The following is a 15,320-nucleotide window of genomic DNA, read 5'->3' on the forward strand; positions in this document are numbered from 1 at the left end:
CGTCAAGCACCGGGCTCACCCGTAAACCCCGGATTGCGCCACAGCCCTTGACCCGCGCCACCTGAGAACACCTATGAAGTTTCTGTGCTCCTCCCACGAACTGGCCCCAGACAGCAGCCGCGGCTTCGATATCGATGGCCGCAAGTTATTGGCCGTGCGCCGCGAAGGCCGAGTGTATTTCTATATCAACCGCTGCCCCCATCGCGGCGTACCACTGGAATGGCAACCTGACCGGTTTCTCGACCCCAGCGCGAGCATGATCCAATGCGCCACCCACGGCGCGTTATTTCTGATCGAAAGCGGCGAATGCGTAGCCGGGCCCTGCGCAGGCCAAAGCCTGACGCCGCTGCCCGGCCGCGAAGACGCACAGGGGCTGTGGGTGCAACTCTAGTCGTTGAGCAGCACGGGCAAAGGGCGATCAATGCAGATTTCCTGTGCACTGACATTCACGCCATAGGCCAGGACCTGCACCCCAGCGGACTTGGCTTCACGCAGTGCAGCGGCATACCCGGGATCGATCTCCTCGGCCGGCCTTACGCCATCGATGCCGGACACATTCACACAGTACAACTGCACGGCTCGTACACCGTTACGGGCCAAGTGCGCCAACTCCCGTAAATGTTTGGCACCACGCTGGGTCACTGCATCGGGAAACGCCGCGATAGGCGTGCCGTCAAACCCCAGGGTGACACTTTTGACTTCGACATAGGCCGCGCCGTCGGGGTAGTCCAGGCGAAAGTCGATCCGGCTTTTCTCCTGGCCGTAGGGCACTTCACGCTTTAACGCGGTAAAGCCGTTGAGCTCAGTGATCACCCCGGCATTCAGCGCCTCTTCAACCAACGGGTTGGCTCGCGCGGTGTTGACGCACGCCAGGCGGCCCTGTGGGGTCTGCGCGATCTCCCAGGTGCCCGGCAGCTTGCGCTTGGGGTCGTTGGAGCGGCTGAACCAGACCGGCCCGCCCTCGATCATGCAGTTGAACATTGAGCCGGTGTTGGGGCAGTGAATGGTCAGCAACTCGCCGGTAACGGTTTCGATATCGGCCAGAAAACGCTTGTAGCGGCGAATCAGCCGACCTTCTTCGAGGGGAGGATGAAAGCGCATCAGCCTTGCCAGCTCCGCAAGCCACGGGCAATGCGTTCCACTGCTTCCTGTAGGCGATCGAGGTTTTGTGTGTAGGCAAAACGCACATGATGACCCGCCTTGAAGCGACCGAAATCCAACCCTGGCGTGAATGCCACGTGCTCGGTTTCAAGAAAGTGCCGGCAAAACGCGAAGGCGTCGCCACCAAAGGCGCTGATATCGGCATACAGGTAAAACGCCCCCTCAGGCTCGACTGCGATACCGAACCCCAGCTCACGCAGGGCCGGCAGCAAAAAGTCACGCCGGCGCCCGAACTCGGCCCGTCGTTCTTCAAGGATCTCCAGGGTCTGCGGGGTAAAACAGGCCAATGCCGCATGCTGGGCCATGCTCGGTGCGCTGATGTACAGGTTTTGCGCCAGCTTCTCCAGCTCACCCACCGCAGCGGGGGGCGCCACCAGCCAGCCGAGGCGCCAACCGGTCATGCCGAAATACTTTGAAAAACTGTTTAGGACAAACGCCTCGTCATCCACTTCCAGCACGCTGGCCGCGTCAGTGCCATAGGTCAGGCCGTGATAGATCTCATCCACCACCAGATGGCCATTGCGGGCCTTGATCGCCCCGGACAGGCCGGCCAGTTCATCACGGGTCAGAATGGTCCCGGTCGGGTTGGCCGGCGAGGCGACCAACGCCCCCACGCTGTCCTGGTCCCAATAGCGCTCCACCAGGTCGGCGGTCAGCTGGTAACGCACCTCGGGGCCGACCGGCACCAGTTGCGCCGCGCCCTCCACCAGTCGTAGGAAATGCCGGTTACAGGGGTAGCCTGGGTCCGCGAGCAACCAATGTTTGCCGGGATCCACCAGCAGGCTGCTGGCCAGGAGCAAGGCCCCGGAGCCGCCCGGTGTGATCAGGATGCGTTCGGGGTCGATGCTCAAGCCATAACGCAGCTGGTAGAAACCACTGATGGCCTCGCGCAGTTCCGGCAGGCCACGGGCGGCGGTGTAGCGGGTCTTGCCGTTGGCCAGTGCGGCCTGGCCGGCCTGGATGATCGGCTCGGCGGTGGTGAAGTCCGGCTCGCCGATCTCCAGGTGAATCACATCATGGCCAGCGGCCTGCAGCTCATTGGCCCGCGCCAGCAACGCCATGACATGAAAAGGTTCGATAGCACGACTGCGAGCACTGTAGGGCTGAGCCATTAGCCTTCCTTAACAATGAGGACAAAATCGGGATTCTACCGAACCCGCGAGGTAAAACATGTTCTATTGCCTGCCCGGCTGGCGTGATGAGCCGGGCAAGCGCCTGCAAAAAGACTAAAATCATCATTCCAGACGGTGTATGCCCGGCCACGGCGGGTCGCAGCAGTTTGCAACCCCGGCGCGACGGGCCTCGACAACCGGGAGTGGCGCACCCCGAATCTATCTGGTAAGTTCGCCCGCTTGCAGCCGCAGGGCCGGCAGGTGTCGGTGATGTTGCAATCCTGCGCAATGGATTAGAAGAGTGAGAGGCGGTCTATTCATGTCCACCCAAGCAAAGCAACAGAGCATCAGCGGCTTCGAACCCTACATCGAGACGAAGGGTGAGGAGTACATGGGCGAGCCCATGCGCAAGCACTTCACCAAGATCCTGCAAAAATGGAAACAGGACTTGATGCAGGAGGTCGACCGTACCGTTGACCATATGAAGGACGAAGCAGCCAACTTCCCTGACCCGGCCGACCGTGCCAGCCAGGAAGAAGAGTTCAGCCTTGAACTGCGCGCCCGTGATCGCGAGCGCAAGCTGATCAAGAAAATCGACAAGACGTTGCAACTGATCGAAGACGAAGAATATGGCTGGTGCGAATCCTGCGGCGTCGAGATTGGTATTCGTCGCCTGGAAGCCCGTCCTACTGCAGACATGTGCGTAGACTGCAAGACCTTGGCCGAAATCAAGGAAAAACAGGTCGGCAAGTAATCCCTGCCGGGCTGGACGAATGGGGCGTGCAAACGCCCCATTTTTGTTTCTGGAGTTTGGCGGTTTTCCAGTAATATCCTGGCCATGACAGCCTCTCCCTATATCGGGCGTTTCGCCCCCACGCCCAGCGGCCATTTGCACTTCGGCTCCCTGGTTGCAGCCCTCGCTTCCTATCTCGACGCCCGCGCCAATCAAGGCCGCTGGCTGATGCGCATGGAAGACCTCGACCCACCCCGTGAAGAGCCCGGCGCCCAGGCGGCGATCCTGCATGCCCTGGAAAGCTATGGTTTTGAATGGGACGGCGAACTGGTCCGACAAAGCGAGCGGCATGATGCCTACGCCAAAGTCCTGAACGATATGTTCAACCATGGCCTGGCCTACGCCTGCACCTGTTCACGCAAGCAACTGGAACCGTATAACGGCATTTACCCAGGCCTCTGCCGCAACGCCGGCCACGACCAGCAGGATGCCGCCATTCGCCTACGGGTTCCCGAGTTGGAATACCATTTTACTGACCGTGTACAGGGCGAGTTCCGACAACACCTGGGCCGCGATGTCGGCGACTTCATCATCCGCCGTCGCGACGGCCTGTATGCCTACCAGCTGGCCGTGGTGCTCGACGATGCCTGGCAAGGTGTCACCGATATCGTGCGCGGCGCCGACCTGCTGGACTCCACGCCACGCCAGCTGTACCTGCAAGAGCTGCTGGGCCTGCGCCAGCCGCGCTATCTGCATGTGCCGCTGATCATCCAGCCGGACGGCAACAAGCTGGGCAAATCCTACCGCTCCCCTCCGCTGATGCCCGGCCAGGCCACACCTTTGCTCTTAAGGGCCCTGCGCGCCCTCGGCCAGGTGCCGGGGGATGAGCTGCTCTACGCCAGCCCACGGGAACTGCTCGATTGGGGCATCCAGCACTGGGATGCCAGCCGGATCCCGCGCACACTGACCCTGGCCGAAGCGCAATTGCGCTGAAGGCGCTTGCAGCCTGCCAGCCATCCGTTAACATCGCCGCAGTTTTTCAATCAGAGGCCAACATGTACATCTATCGATTGGTCCTGCTGCTGGTCGTCGGGATCTACCTGTTTTCTCCCGCCATCATGGACTGGTGGATCGACGCCACGGGCGCCTGGTATCGCCCCTATCTGCTGTGGCTGATCCTGATCGTCGTGACCTTCATCCTGCAGAGCCAAAAAGATGCCGATGAGCTTTAGCCTGACCCAGATGCTGCTGATCAGCGCCGCCTACCTGGCCGCGCTGTTCGGGGTGGCCTGGATCAGTGAGCGCGGGATGATCCCGCGGGCGATCATTCGCCACCCGTTGACCTACACCTTATCCCTGGGCGTCTATGCCAGCGCCTGGGCGTTCTATGGCACGGTGGGCCTGGCCTACCAATACGGTTATGGGTTTCTTTCCAGCTACCTCGGGGTGTCCGGGGCCTTCCTGCTGGCGCCGGTGCTGCTGTACCCGATCCTGAAAATCACCCGCACCTACCAACTGTCGTCGCTGGCCGACCTGTTTGCCTTCCGCTTTCGCAGCACCTGGGCCGGCGCGCTGACCACGATTTTCATGCTGATCGGCGTGCTGCCGCTACTGGCCCTGCAAATCCAGGCCGTGGCCGATTCCATCGGCATTCTCACCCATGAGCCGGTACAGCATCGGGTGGCCCTGAGCTTTTGTGCGCTGATCACTTTGTTCACGATTTTTTTCGGCTCGCGGCATATCGCCACCCGGGAAAAGCACGAAGGCCTGGTGTTTGCAATTGCCTTCGAGTCGGTGATCAAGCTGATCGCCATCGGTGGCGTCGGCCTCTATGCGCTGTACGGCGTGTTCGACGGTCCGCAACAACTGGAGCTGTGGCTGCTGCAAAACCAGACAGCCCTCGCCGCACTGCACACTCCGCTGCAAGAAGGCCCATGGCGCACGCTGTTGCTGGTGTTCTTTGCCTCCGCCATCGTCATGCCGCACATGTACCACATGACCTTTACCGAGAACCTCAACCCGCGCTCGCTGGTCAGCGCCAGTTGGGGCCTGCCGTTGTTCCTGTTGTTGATGAGCCTGGCAGTGCCGCTGATCCTCTGGGCCGGCCTGAAACTGGGGGCCACCACCAACCCGGAATACTTCACCCTGGGTATCGGCATCGCCGCCAACAGTAAATCCCTGGCCTTGCTGGCCTATGTCGGCGGTTTGTCGGCGGCCAGCGGCTTGATCATTGTCACCACCCTGGCGCTGTCGGGCATGGCCCTCAACCACCTGGTGCTGCCGCTGTACCAGCCGCCCGCCGAGGGCAATATCTACCGCTGGCTGAAATGGACACGCCGGGCGCTGATCGTGGCGATCATCATGGCCGGCTATGGTTTCTACCTGTTGATGGCGGCCGAGCAAGACCTGGCCAACCTGGGCATTGTGGCCTTCGTCGCCACCTTGCAGTTCTTGCCGGGGGTTTTGTCGGTGCTGTACTGGCCGACTGCCAATCGGCGTGGGTTTATCGCCGGGTTGCTGGCGGGGATCCTGGTATGGCTGGTGACCATGCTGCTGCCGCTGGTCGGTAATCTGCAGGGTTTCTATATCCCGCTGCTGAACATGATCTACGTGCTCGACGACACCAGTTGGCACATGGCAGCGATCGCGTCGCTGGCGGCCAACGTGCTGATGTTCACCCTGATTTCCCTGTTCACCAACGCCAGCCCCGAAGAAACCAGCGCCGCCGAGGCGTGCGCGGTGGATAACGTGCGCCGTCCGCAACGCCGCGAACTGCATGCCGCCTCGCCCCAGGAGTTTGCCACGCAACTGGCCAAGCCCCTGGGTGCCAAGGCCGCGCAAAAGGAAGTGGAGCAGGCGCTGCGCGATCTGTACCTGCCGTTCGACGAGCGCCGTCCATACGCCCTGCGCCGCCTGCGTGACCGCATCGAGGCCAACCTTTCCGGGCTGATGGGCCCCAGCGTGTCCCAGGACATGGTCGAGACCTTCCTGCCGTACAAGGCCGGCGGCGAGAACTATGTCACCGAAGACATCCACTTTATCGAGAGCCGGCTGGAGGACTACCACTCGCGCCTCACCGGCCTTGCCGCCGAACTCGACGCCCTACGCCGCTACCACCGCCAGACCTTGCAGGAACTGCCCATGGGCGTGTGCTCCCTGGCCAAGGACCAAGAGATCCTGATGTGGAACAAGGCCATGGAGGAGCTGACCGGCATCGCCGCCCAGCGCGTGGTGGGCTCGCGCCTGACCACCATCGCCGATCCGTGGAAAGAATTGTTGCAGGGTTTTATCAACCTGCCAGACGAGCACTTGCACAAACAGCACCTGGCCCTCGACGGCCAGACCCGCTGGCTGAACCTGCACAAGGCAGCGATCGACGAGCCCCTGGCCCCCGGTAACAGCGGCCTGGTGTTGCTGGTCGAAGACCTGACCGAAACCCAGATGCTCGAAGACAAGCTGGTGCACTCCGAGCGCCTGGCCAGTATCGGCCGCCTGGCGGCCGGCGTGGCCCACGAGATCGGCAATCCGATTACCGGTATCGCGTGCCTGGCGCAGAACCTGCGCGAGGAGCGTGAGGAAGACGACGAAATCACCGAGATCAGCGGGCAGATCCTCGAGCAGACCAAGCGTGTCTCACGCATCGTGCAATCGCTGATGAGCTTTGCCCACGCCGGCGGCCACCAGAATCATGACGAAGCGGTGTGCCTGGCCGAAGTCGCCCAGGATGCCATTGGGCTGCTGGCCTTGAACCGGCGCAATTTCGAAGTACAGTTCTATAACTTGTGCGATCCGGAACACTGGGTGGTGGGCGACTCACAACGCCTGGCCCAGGTGCTGATCAACCTGCTGTCCAACGCCCGCGACGCGACCCCCGCCGGCAGTGCGGTAAGGGTCAAGAGCGAGGCTTTCGAGCACACGGTCGATCTGATCGTCGAAGACGAAGGCAGCGGTATTCCACAGAACATCATGGACCGATTGTTCGAACCCTTCTTCACCACCAAGGATCCGGGTGAAGGTACCGGTCTGGGCCTTGCACTGGTCTATTCCATCGTTGAAGAGCATTATGGACAAATCACCATCGACAGCCCGGCTGACACCGAAAGCCAACGCGGCACCCGTATTCGGGTGACCTTGCCGCGTCATGTCGAAGCGACGTCCGCTGTGAACTGAGACCGTCGAGAGAATTGAATCAATGCCGCACATTTTGATCGTCGAAGACGAAACCATTATCCGCTCTGCCTTGCGTCGCCTGCTTGAACGTAATCAGTACCAGGTCAGCGAAGCCGGCTCGGTGCAGGAAGCCCAGGAGCGTTTCAGCATTCCCACATTCGACCTGATCGTCAGTGACCTGCGCCTGCCCGGCGCACCGGGCACCGAACTGATCAAGCTGGGCCAGGGCACGCCGGTGCTGATCATGACCAGCTATGCCAGCCTGCGCTCGGCCGTCGACTCGATGAAGATGGGCGCGGTGGACTACATCGCCAAGCCTTTCGACCACGACGAGATGCTCCAAGCGGTGGCGCGTATCCTGCGTGACCGCCAGTCGGCCAGCAGCGCCCCGGCGGAACGGCCGGCCGGCAAGGCCGCCAGCGACAAACCCGGCGTCGACAACAGCAATGGCGAAATTGGCATCATCGGCTCCTGCCCACCCATGCAGGACCTGTACGTCAAGATCCGCAAGGTGGCGCCCACTGACTCCAATGTCCTGATCCAGGGCGAGTCCGGTACCGGCAAGGAACTGGTGGCCCGCGCCCTGCACAACCTGTCCAAGCGCGCCAAGGCCCCGATGATCTCGGTGAACTGTGCAGCGATCCCCGAATCCTTGATCGAATCCGAACTGTTCGGCCACGAAAAAGGGGCCTTTACCGGCGCCAGCGCCGGACGCGCAGGCTTGGTAGAAGCGGCGGACGGCGGCACGCTGTTCCTCGACGAAATCGGCGAACTGCCCCTGGAAGCCCAGGCCCGCCTGCTGCGTGTGCTGCAGGAAGGCGAGATTCGCCGGGTTGGCTCGGTACAGTCGCAAAAAGTCGACGTGCGCCTGATCGCCGCGACTCACCGTGACCTGAAAAGCCTGGCGAAAATCGGCCAGTTCCGTGAAGACCTCTATTACCGCCTGCACGTGATTGCCCTCAAGTTGCCGGCCCTGCGTGAACGCGGCGCCGACGTCAACGAGATCGCCAATGCGTTCCTGCTGCGCCAGAGCGCGCGGGTCAACCGTACCGACCTGACGTTTGCGGCCGACGCCGAACAGGCCATCCGCCACTATTCGTGGCCAGGTAACGTGCGCGAGCTGGAAAACGCCGTGGAACGCGCAGTGATTCTCTCGGAGAGCCCGCAGATCTCCGCTGAGCTGCTGGGCATCGATATCGAACTAAGCGACCTGGACGATGACGACTTCATTGGCCTGGCACCACAACAGGGCGGCAGTAACACCAGCCACGAGCCCACAGAAGACTTGTCCCTGGAGGACTACTTCCAGCACTTCGTCCTGGAGCACCAGGACCATATGACCGAGACCGAGCTGGCGCGCAAACTGGGCGTCAGCCGCAAGTGCCTGTGGGAGCGGCGCCAGCGCCTGGGCATTCCACGGCGCAAGACCGGGGTTGCCAGCGAAAGCTGAGATCAACTCACATTGGGTAACACCCCAAACGTGAAAAAACTGTTACCTCAGATATTCACGTAACAAAAAGCCGGGGCTTACGGTAACGAAGCCCCGGCTTTTTTTCGCCCGCCAAACACCCATGAACCGGTCAAACCCCTGATTTTGCTGGGGCTCGCAAAAGTTGGCACGCACCCTGCTATATGCTTAGTACAAGAACAATAAAAAGCACCGTAAACACACAATAAAAATAAGACGAATCGACTCACGCACAATAAAAACAACACGGCGGAGGCGCAGCTAACTGATTCTTTTGGAGAGGCGTTGCATTTGGGGCTTGCCCCGCAACCAGGCCGAGAACAACAAAAACTGCCCTAAGGCAGAGCCTGAACTGGTTGGATCATTGATCATAGCAACACAGCGACCAAAGCAATCCGTTTGCTCTTGACTCCCGATTGGGAGTGTCATGAAGGTGAAAATTCATGGCGAGGGCGATCAACAAAAACAAGAAGCCCGAAATCAATAATAAAAATAGAGCACGCAACTACTTTCTGGGGGAGCTTCGGCTCCCCTTGTAGTTTCTGCGATTTGAGCGCCACACCGGCTTTTTTAAGCATCTGGCTCAACGCTTGCAGCTAGTTCCTACACCATCCCCTGACTAAATGCTAGAATCCCGGCCCATCATGCGGTCATTCTTCGTTATGGCCGAACATTCCTTCAAACAGTGCATCCCATGCTGAAGAAGTTGTTCCAGTCATTCCGTTCCCCCTTGCGTCGTACGCAACACATTCGCAGCACGCCTGAAGTGCTCAACAGCAATCAACATTCGCTGCAGCGCGCCCAGTTCAGCCGTTATGCGGTGAACATCGTCGAACGCCTGCAGAACGCCGGCTACCAGGCCTACCTGGTCGGCGGTTGCGTGCGCGACATGTTGCTCAACATCACCCCCAAGGATTTCGACGTCGCCACCAGCGCCACGCCTGAACAAGTGCGTGCCGAGTTTCGCAACGCGCGGATCATCGGCCGGCGCTTCAAATTGGTGCATATCCACTTTGGTCGCGAAATCATCGAGGTCGCGACATTCCGCGCGGGCCACCCGCAAAACGATGAAGAGGAAGACAGCAACCAGTCTTCCCGCAACGAAAGCGGACGCATCCTACGGGACAATGTGTACGGCACCCTGGAAGAAGACGCGCAGCGCCGCGACTTCACCATCAATGCCCTCTATTACGATCCAGTCAGCGAGCGCATCCTCGATTACGCCAACGGCGTGCACGATATTCGCAATCACCTGATTCGCCTGATCGGCGACCCCACGCAGCGCTATCAGGAAGACCCGGTGCGCATGCTGCGGGCCGTGCGTTTTGCCGCCAAGCTGAACTTCGGCATTGAGAAACACACAGCCGCGCCGATTCGCGAACTGGCACCGATGCTGCGGGAAATTCCCTCGGCGCGCCTGTTCGAGGAAGTGCTCAAGCTGTTCCTTTCCGGGCATGCCGCCGACACGTTCGAAATGCTGGTGGACCTGCAGTTGTTCGACCCATTGTTCCCGGCCAGCGCCGATGCACTGGAGCACAACCCGACGTACACCCACACGCTGATCAGTGAAGCGTTGATCAACACCGACCTGCGGATCAAACAGAACAAACCGGTGACCCCGGCGTTCCTGTTTGCCGCCCTGCTCTGGCCGGCGCTACCCGCCCGGGTACTGCGCCTGCAGAACCGTGGCATGCCGCCGATTCCGGCAATGCAGGAAGCTGCGCACGAACTGATCGCCGAACAGTGCCAGCGCATCGCGATCCCCAAGCGTTTCACCATGCCGATCCGCGAGATCTGGGACATGCAGGAACGCCTGCCACGTCGCAGTGGCAAACGCGCCGACCTGCTGCTGGACAACCCGCGCTTCCGTGCCGGCTACGACTTCCTGCTGCTGCGCGAAAGCGCCGGCGAACAGACCGATGGCCTGGGCGAATGGTGGACCGACTATCAGGACGCCAATGACAGCGAACGTCGCGAGATGATTCGTGAACTCAGCAGTAAAGGCGAAGCCACGGGCGAGGGGCCGAAAAAGCGCCGCCGCAGCAGTGGCAGCAAGCGCAAGCGCAGTGCCGCCGATACCTCGGGCGAATAAGCACGGTGGAACGGATCTACATCGGCATGGGCAGCAACCTCGCTGCCCCGCAGCAGCAATTGCACAACGCCATCGAGGCGTTGGCGCAGTTGCCGAACACCACACTCGTCGGTGTTTCTGCCTTCTATCAAAGCGATTCCCTGCTTCCTGGCCAGCCGCGCTACACCAACGCGGTGGCGGCGCTGGACAGCACCCTCACGCCACTGGATCTGCTGGATGCGCTGCAAGCCATCGAGAACGACCAGGGCCGCGAACGCCTTGAACGCTGGGGCCCACGCACGCTGGACCTGGATATCCTGCTGTTTGGCGATCGCCTGATTGATGAGCCGCGCCTCAAGGTGCCGCACTATCAAATGCATCTGCGCGCGTTTGTGCTGTATCCACTTGCCGAACTGGCGCCTGCCACTTTGCAACTGCCTGACGGCCGTCTACTCAGTGATCTGCTCGCCGGATGCCCGTTCGTCGGCCTGGAACGCCTGCCTCAATCCCTGTAGGAGCTGGCTTGCCTGCGATGGCATCACCGCAGTCTGCCTGACACTCCGCGGTGATGCCATCGCAGGCAAGCCAGCTCCTACATTGATCCTCAGCGCCAGCCAAAAAGCATTACAGCCTGCTGAATCGCATCAGTAACAGCGGTAACACCTACCTCGTAACAATGCGGTAACACATCCAATTGACTTCCAGAGTCCTCCTCACGACTATAGGCGTCCCGCTGCCGCCAACCCGGCGCTGAAGGGCGCAATCCAGGCCTTATAAGCACTGCTCTGAAGAAAGTGCGCCTGTATAAACGAAGACTCACGCGCGTTACTCGCTGTTTCCAAGCGCCTGAACGAGGACCCTTTTCATGCCAGACATTACCCTGACCACCTTGCAGAGCCTCAAACTCAAGGGTGAAAAAATCGCCATGCTGACCTGCTATGACGCCACCTTCGCCCAGGCCTGCTGCCAGGCCGGCGTCGAGGTGTTACTGGTGGGCGACTCCCTGGGCATGGTTCTTCAAGGGAATGACAGCACCCTCCCGGTCACCACCGATGAGCTCGCCTACCACACCGCCAGCGTCAAGCGCGGCAACGAGGGCGCGTTCATCATCGCCGACCTGCCGTTCATGGCGTACGCAACGCTTGAGCAGACCTTCCAGAATGCCGGCAAGCTGATGCAGGCCGGGGCACATATGATCAAGGTGGAAGGTGCCGTATGGCTCGCCGAGTCGATCCGCCTGCTGGCCGAACGCGGCGTGCCGGTGTGTGCGCACATGGGCCTGACACCGCAGTCGGTGAATATCCTCGGTGGCTACAAGGTCCAGGGTCGCAATGAAGCCCAGGCGCGGCAGATGCGCGCCGATGCCATCGCCCTTGAGCAGGCCGGCGCGGCAATGATCCTGCTCGAATGCGTGCCAAGCGAACTGGCCGCAGAAATCACCCAGGCGGTGAAAATCCCGGTCATCGGTATTGGCGCCGGCAGCGCTACCGACGGCCAGGTCCTGGTGTTGCACGATATGCTCGGCCTGAACCTCACCGGCCGCGCACCTAAGTTCGTGAAGAACTTCATGGCGGGCCAGGACAGCATCCACGCCGCGCTGGGTGCCTATGTCGCCGAAGTCAAAGCCGTCACCTTCCCAGGCACCGAACACGGATTCTCTGCATGAACACCGTAAAAACCCTGCGCGAACTGCGGGCCGCGGTCACTCACGCGCGCAGCGCCGGTAAGCGCATCGGCTTCGTGCCAACCATGGGCAACCTGCATGCGGGCCACGCCACGTTGGTGACCCGCGCCGCCGAGCAAGCCGACTTCGTGGTGGCGAGCATTTTCGTCAACCCGCTGCAGTTTGGCGCCGGCGAAGACCTGGACAAGTACCCGCGCACCCTCGCCGCCGACCAGGAAAAGCTGCTGGTGGCGGGCTGCAACCTGCTGTTCGCACCCACGGTCGACGAAATGTACCCAGGCGGCATGACCGTGCAGACCCGGGTCAGCGTGCCGCAACTGTCTGAAGGCCTGTGCGGCGCTAGCCGTCCGGGGCACTTCGAGGGTGTGGCGACGGTGGTGAGCAAGTTGTTCAACATGGTCCAGCCTGACCTGGCGGTGTTCGGGCAAAAGGACTACCAGCAACTGGCGGTGATCCGCGCCATGGTGCGCGACCTGAACATGCCGATCCAGATCATTGGCGAACCCACCGTGCGCGCAGAGGACGGCCTGGCGCTGTCCTCGCGCAACGGTTACCTGACGGAAGAACAGCGCGCCATCGCCCCGGTGCTGTTCCGCAGCCTTAGTCATATCGCCACTGCCATTGAGAATGGCGACCGCGACTTCGCCAAGCTGCGTGCCGAGCAGGTCCAACACATCGAGGCCGCCGGCCTGCGCATGGATTACCTGGAAGTTCGCCAGGGCCAGCATCTGCGCCCGGCAACCGCCGAGGATCGTGATGTGGTGATCCTGGTCGCCGCGTACCTAGGCGCGACCCGGTTGATCGACAACCTGCACCTCAACCTCAGCGTTTAAGCCTGGCAATATCCTCATGTGGGGGCGGGCTTGTCGGGTCGCCGCATCGCCGCGATGGCGGACTGTCAGTCGATGTAGTTGTCGCTGACCCACCACCATCGCGAGCAAGCCCGCTCCCACATTCGGTTTGTAGCGCCTCCCAGGCCCCGGTATAAAAAAGTACCGGCCTGTGCGCAGACAAAGCCAAGACATATCGACACGCTAGGTTTAATGTAATCGCCCGACGCTAGTGTTGGCGTTGACGCATTCGACCGGAACCCGCCGCTTCTCAGTGCCTGCTTGATAAAAGTCGGACGTTCCGGACATTCAAGTGTCCCAAAAGTAGTCCCAGTAATAAAAAGGAAACCCGCAGCGATGGCGTATTACCGCACTCCTCATGACGTTACCGCTCTGCCCGCCTGGCAAGCGCTCAATCAACACCGCCAAGCCATGCAGGATTTCAGCATGCGCGAAGCGTTCAATGCCGATCCCCAGCGCTTTGGCCAGTTCACCTTGAGCAGCTGCGGACTGTTCCTCGACTACTCGAAAAACCTGATTACGTCTGAAACCCGCGACCTGCTGGTGGGCCTGGCCAACGAAGTCGACCTCAAGGGCGCAATCAAGGCGCTGTTCGACGGCGAGCCGGTCAACTCTTCGGAAGGGCGCCCGGCGCTGCATACCGCATTGCGCCGTCCGGTGGGCGACAAGCTGTCGGTCAACGGCACCAATATCATGCCCGACGTGCACAAGGTGCTGAACCAGATCACCGACCTGGTAGGCCGCATCCACGACGGCCTGTGGCGCGGCTACACCGAGAAGCCGATCACTGACGTGGTCAACATCGGCATCGGTGGTTCGTTCCTCGGCCCGGAGCTGGTCTCTGAAGCACTGTTGTCCTACGCCCATAAAGGCGTGCGCTGCCACTACCTGGCGAATATCGACGGCAGTGAGTTCCACGAACTGACCCAGAAGCTGCGCGCCGAGACCACGCTGTTTATTGTCTCGTCGAAGTCCTTCAACACCCTGGAAACCCTGAAAAACGCCCAGGCCGCCCGCGCCTGGTACCTGGCCCAGGGTGGCTCCGAAGCTGAGCTGTATCGCCACTTCATCGCCGTGTCGAGCAACAACGCGGCAGCCGTGGCCTTCGGTATCCGTGAAGAGAACATCTTCCCGATGTGGGACTGGGTCGGCGGCCGTTACTCGCTGTGGTCGGCCATCGGCTTGCCGATCGCCCTGGCCATTGGCATGTCCAACTTCAAGGAACTGCTGTCGGGTGCCTACACCATGGACCAGCACTTCCAGACCGCGCCGTTCGAGGCAAACATGCCGGTGCTGCTGGGCCTGCTGGGTGTGTGGTACGGCAACTTCTGGGGCGCACAGAGCCATGCGATCCTGCCGTACGACCACTACCTGCGTAACATCACCAAGCACTTGCAACAGTTGGACATGGAATCCAACGGCAAGAGCGTACGCCAGGACGGCACGCCGGTTTCCACCGATACCGGCCCGGTTATCTGGGGCGGCGTGGGCTGCAACGGCCAGCACGCGTACCACCAGTTGCTGCACCAGGGCACCCAATTGATCCCGGCCGACTTCATTGTGCCGATCGTCAGCTTCAACCCGGTCTCCGACCATCACCAGTGGCTGTATGCCAACTGCCTGTCCCAGAGCCAGGCTTTGATGCTCGGCAAGACCCGCAGCGAAGCCGAAGCCGAGCTGCGTGACAAAGGCATGGCCGAAGACGAAGTGCAGAAACTGGCCCCACACAAAGTGATCCCGGGCAATCGCCCGAGCAACACCCTGGTGGTCGAGCGGATCAGCCCGCGTCGCCTGGGCGCACTGGTGGCAATGTATGAACACAAGGTGTTCGTGCAGAGCGTTATCTGGGGCATCAACGCCTTTGACCAATGGGGCGTGGAGCTGGGCAAGGAACTGGGCAAGGGCGTCTACAACCGCCTGACGGGCGCCGAGGAAACCTTGGCCGACGATGCCTCGACCCAGGGCTTGATCAACTACTTCCGTGGTCGTCACCGCGGTTGATGTGATCGGCACTACAATCAGGGATTGAACCTGCACAAGCGCCCCCTGTGGGAGCTGGCTTGCCAGCCC

General features: G+C 61.1%; 13 protein-coding genes. 11 read left to right on the top strand and 2 right to left on the bottom strand.

Features of this window, described 5'->3' with window-relative positions; genetic code table 11:
* Window positions 1–73: 73 nt before the first annotated feature.
* A complete protein-coding gene (locus AC19YY_RS24215) occupies window positions 74–391 on the top strand; it encodes a Rieske (2Fe-2S) protein (RefSeq protein ID WP_169955062.1) in 318 nt (105 codons plus the stop codon).
* Here AC19YY_RS24215 and sfsA read toward each other — a convergent pair.
* Window positions 388–1,101 (bottom strand): DNA/RNA nuclease SfsA, encoded by a 714-nt coding sequence (sfsA, locus tag AC19YY_RS24220; RefSeq protein WP_170058502.1) that lies wholly within the window; start codon window positions 1,099–1,101, stop codon window positions 388–390. The genes AC19YY_RS24215 and sfsA overlap by 4 nt on opposite strands.
* A complete protein-coding gene (locus AC19YY_RS24225) occupies window positions 1,101–2,273 on the bottom strand; it encodes a pyridoxal phosphate-dependent aminotransferase (RefSeq protein WP_170058503.1) in 1,173 nt (390 codons plus the stop codon). Before AC19YY_RS24225 ends, sfsA begins: the two co-directional genes overlap by 1 nt.
* Window positions 2,274–2,592: 319 nt before the next feature.
* On the opposite strand from AC19YY_RS24225, the gene dksA reads away from it, so the two are divergent.
* The 10 genes from dksA (at window position 2,593) to pgi (ending at window position 15,251) form a co-directional block, all read left to right on the top strand.
* Window positions 2,593–3,027, top strand: coding sequence for an RNA polymerase-binding protein DksA (dksA, locus tag AC19YY_RS24230; RefSeq protein ID WP_029298940.1), 435 nt, complete (start codon window positions 2,593–2,595; stop codon window positions 3,025–3,027).
* 84 nt (window positions 3,028–3,111) lie between these two features.
* Window positions 3,112–3,999, top strand: coding sequence for a tRNA glutamyl-Q(34) synthetase GluQRS (gene gluQRS, locus AC19YY_RS24235; protein ID WP_500604997.1), 888 nt, complete (start codon window positions 3,112–3,114; stop codon window positions 3,997–3,999).
* A gap of 62 nt (window positions 4,000–4,061) precedes the next feature.
* A complete protein-coding gene (locus AC19YY_RS24240) occupies window positions 4,062–4,238 on the top strand; it encodes a hypothetical protein (RefSeq protein ID WP_003176118.1) in 177 nt (58 codons plus the stop codon).
* The gene (locus AC19YY_RS24245) at window positions 4,222–7,176 is read left to right on the top strand and encodes a sensor histidine kinase (RefSeq protein WP_169955066.1); all 2,955 of its coding nucleotides are present in this window, start codon (window positions 4,222–4,224) and stop codon (window positions 7,174–7,176) included. The genes AC19YY_RS24240 and AC19YY_RS24245 overlap by 17 nt, the downstream gene beginning before the upstream one ends.
* Before the next feature lie 22 nt (window positions 7,177–7,198).
* Complete coding sequence (locus tag AC19YY_RS24250) at window positions 7,199–8,626, top strand: sigma-54-dependent transcriptional regulator (RefSeq protein ID WP_029298946.1); 1,428 nt, start codon at window positions 7,199–7,201, stop codon at window positions 8,624–8,626.
* A 712-nt stretch (window positions 8,627–9,338) separates the two neighbouring features.
* Entirely contained in the window at window positions 9,339–10,736 is a 1,398-nt protein-coding gene (locus tag AC19YY_RS24255) for a polynucleotide adenylyltransferase PcnB (protein WP_170043563.1), read from the top strand.
* Window positions 10,737–10,741: 5 nt separating this feature from the next.
* Window positions 10,742–11,230 (top strand): 2-amino-4-hydroxy-6-hydroxymethyldihydropteridine diphosphokinase, encoded by a 489-nt coding sequence (folK, locus tag AC19YY_RS24260; protein ID WP_170043564.1) that lies wholly within the window; start codon window positions 10,742–10,744, stop codon window positions 11,228–11,230.
* 350 nt (window positions 11,231–11,580) lie between these two features.
* A complete protein-coding gene (panB, locus tag AC19YY_RS24265; RefSeq protein ID WP_169955070.1) occupies window positions 11,581–12,381 on the top strand; it encodes a 3-methyl-2-oxobutanoate hydroxymethyltransferase in 801 nt (266 codons plus the stop codon).
* Window positions 12,378–13,232, top strand: coding sequence for a pantoate--beta-alanine ligase (gene panC, locus AC19YY_RS24270; RefSeq protein ID WP_169955071.1), 855 nt, complete (start codon window positions 12,378–12,380; stop codon window positions 13,230–13,232). Before panB ends, panC begins: the two co-directional genes overlap by 4 nt.
* 354 nt (window positions 13,233–13,586) lie before the next feature.
* The gene (pgi, locus tag AC19YY_RS24275) at window positions 13,587–15,251 is read left to right on the top strand and encodes a glucose-6-phosphate isomerase (RefSeq protein WP_169955072.1); all 1,665 of its coding nucleotides are present in this window, start codon (window positions 13,587–13,589) and stop codon (window positions 15,249–15,251) included.
* Window positions 15,252–15,320: the final 69 nt, after the last annotated feature.

The sequence above is a fragment of the Pseudomonas sp. MF09156 genome, from assembly GCF_059862305.1.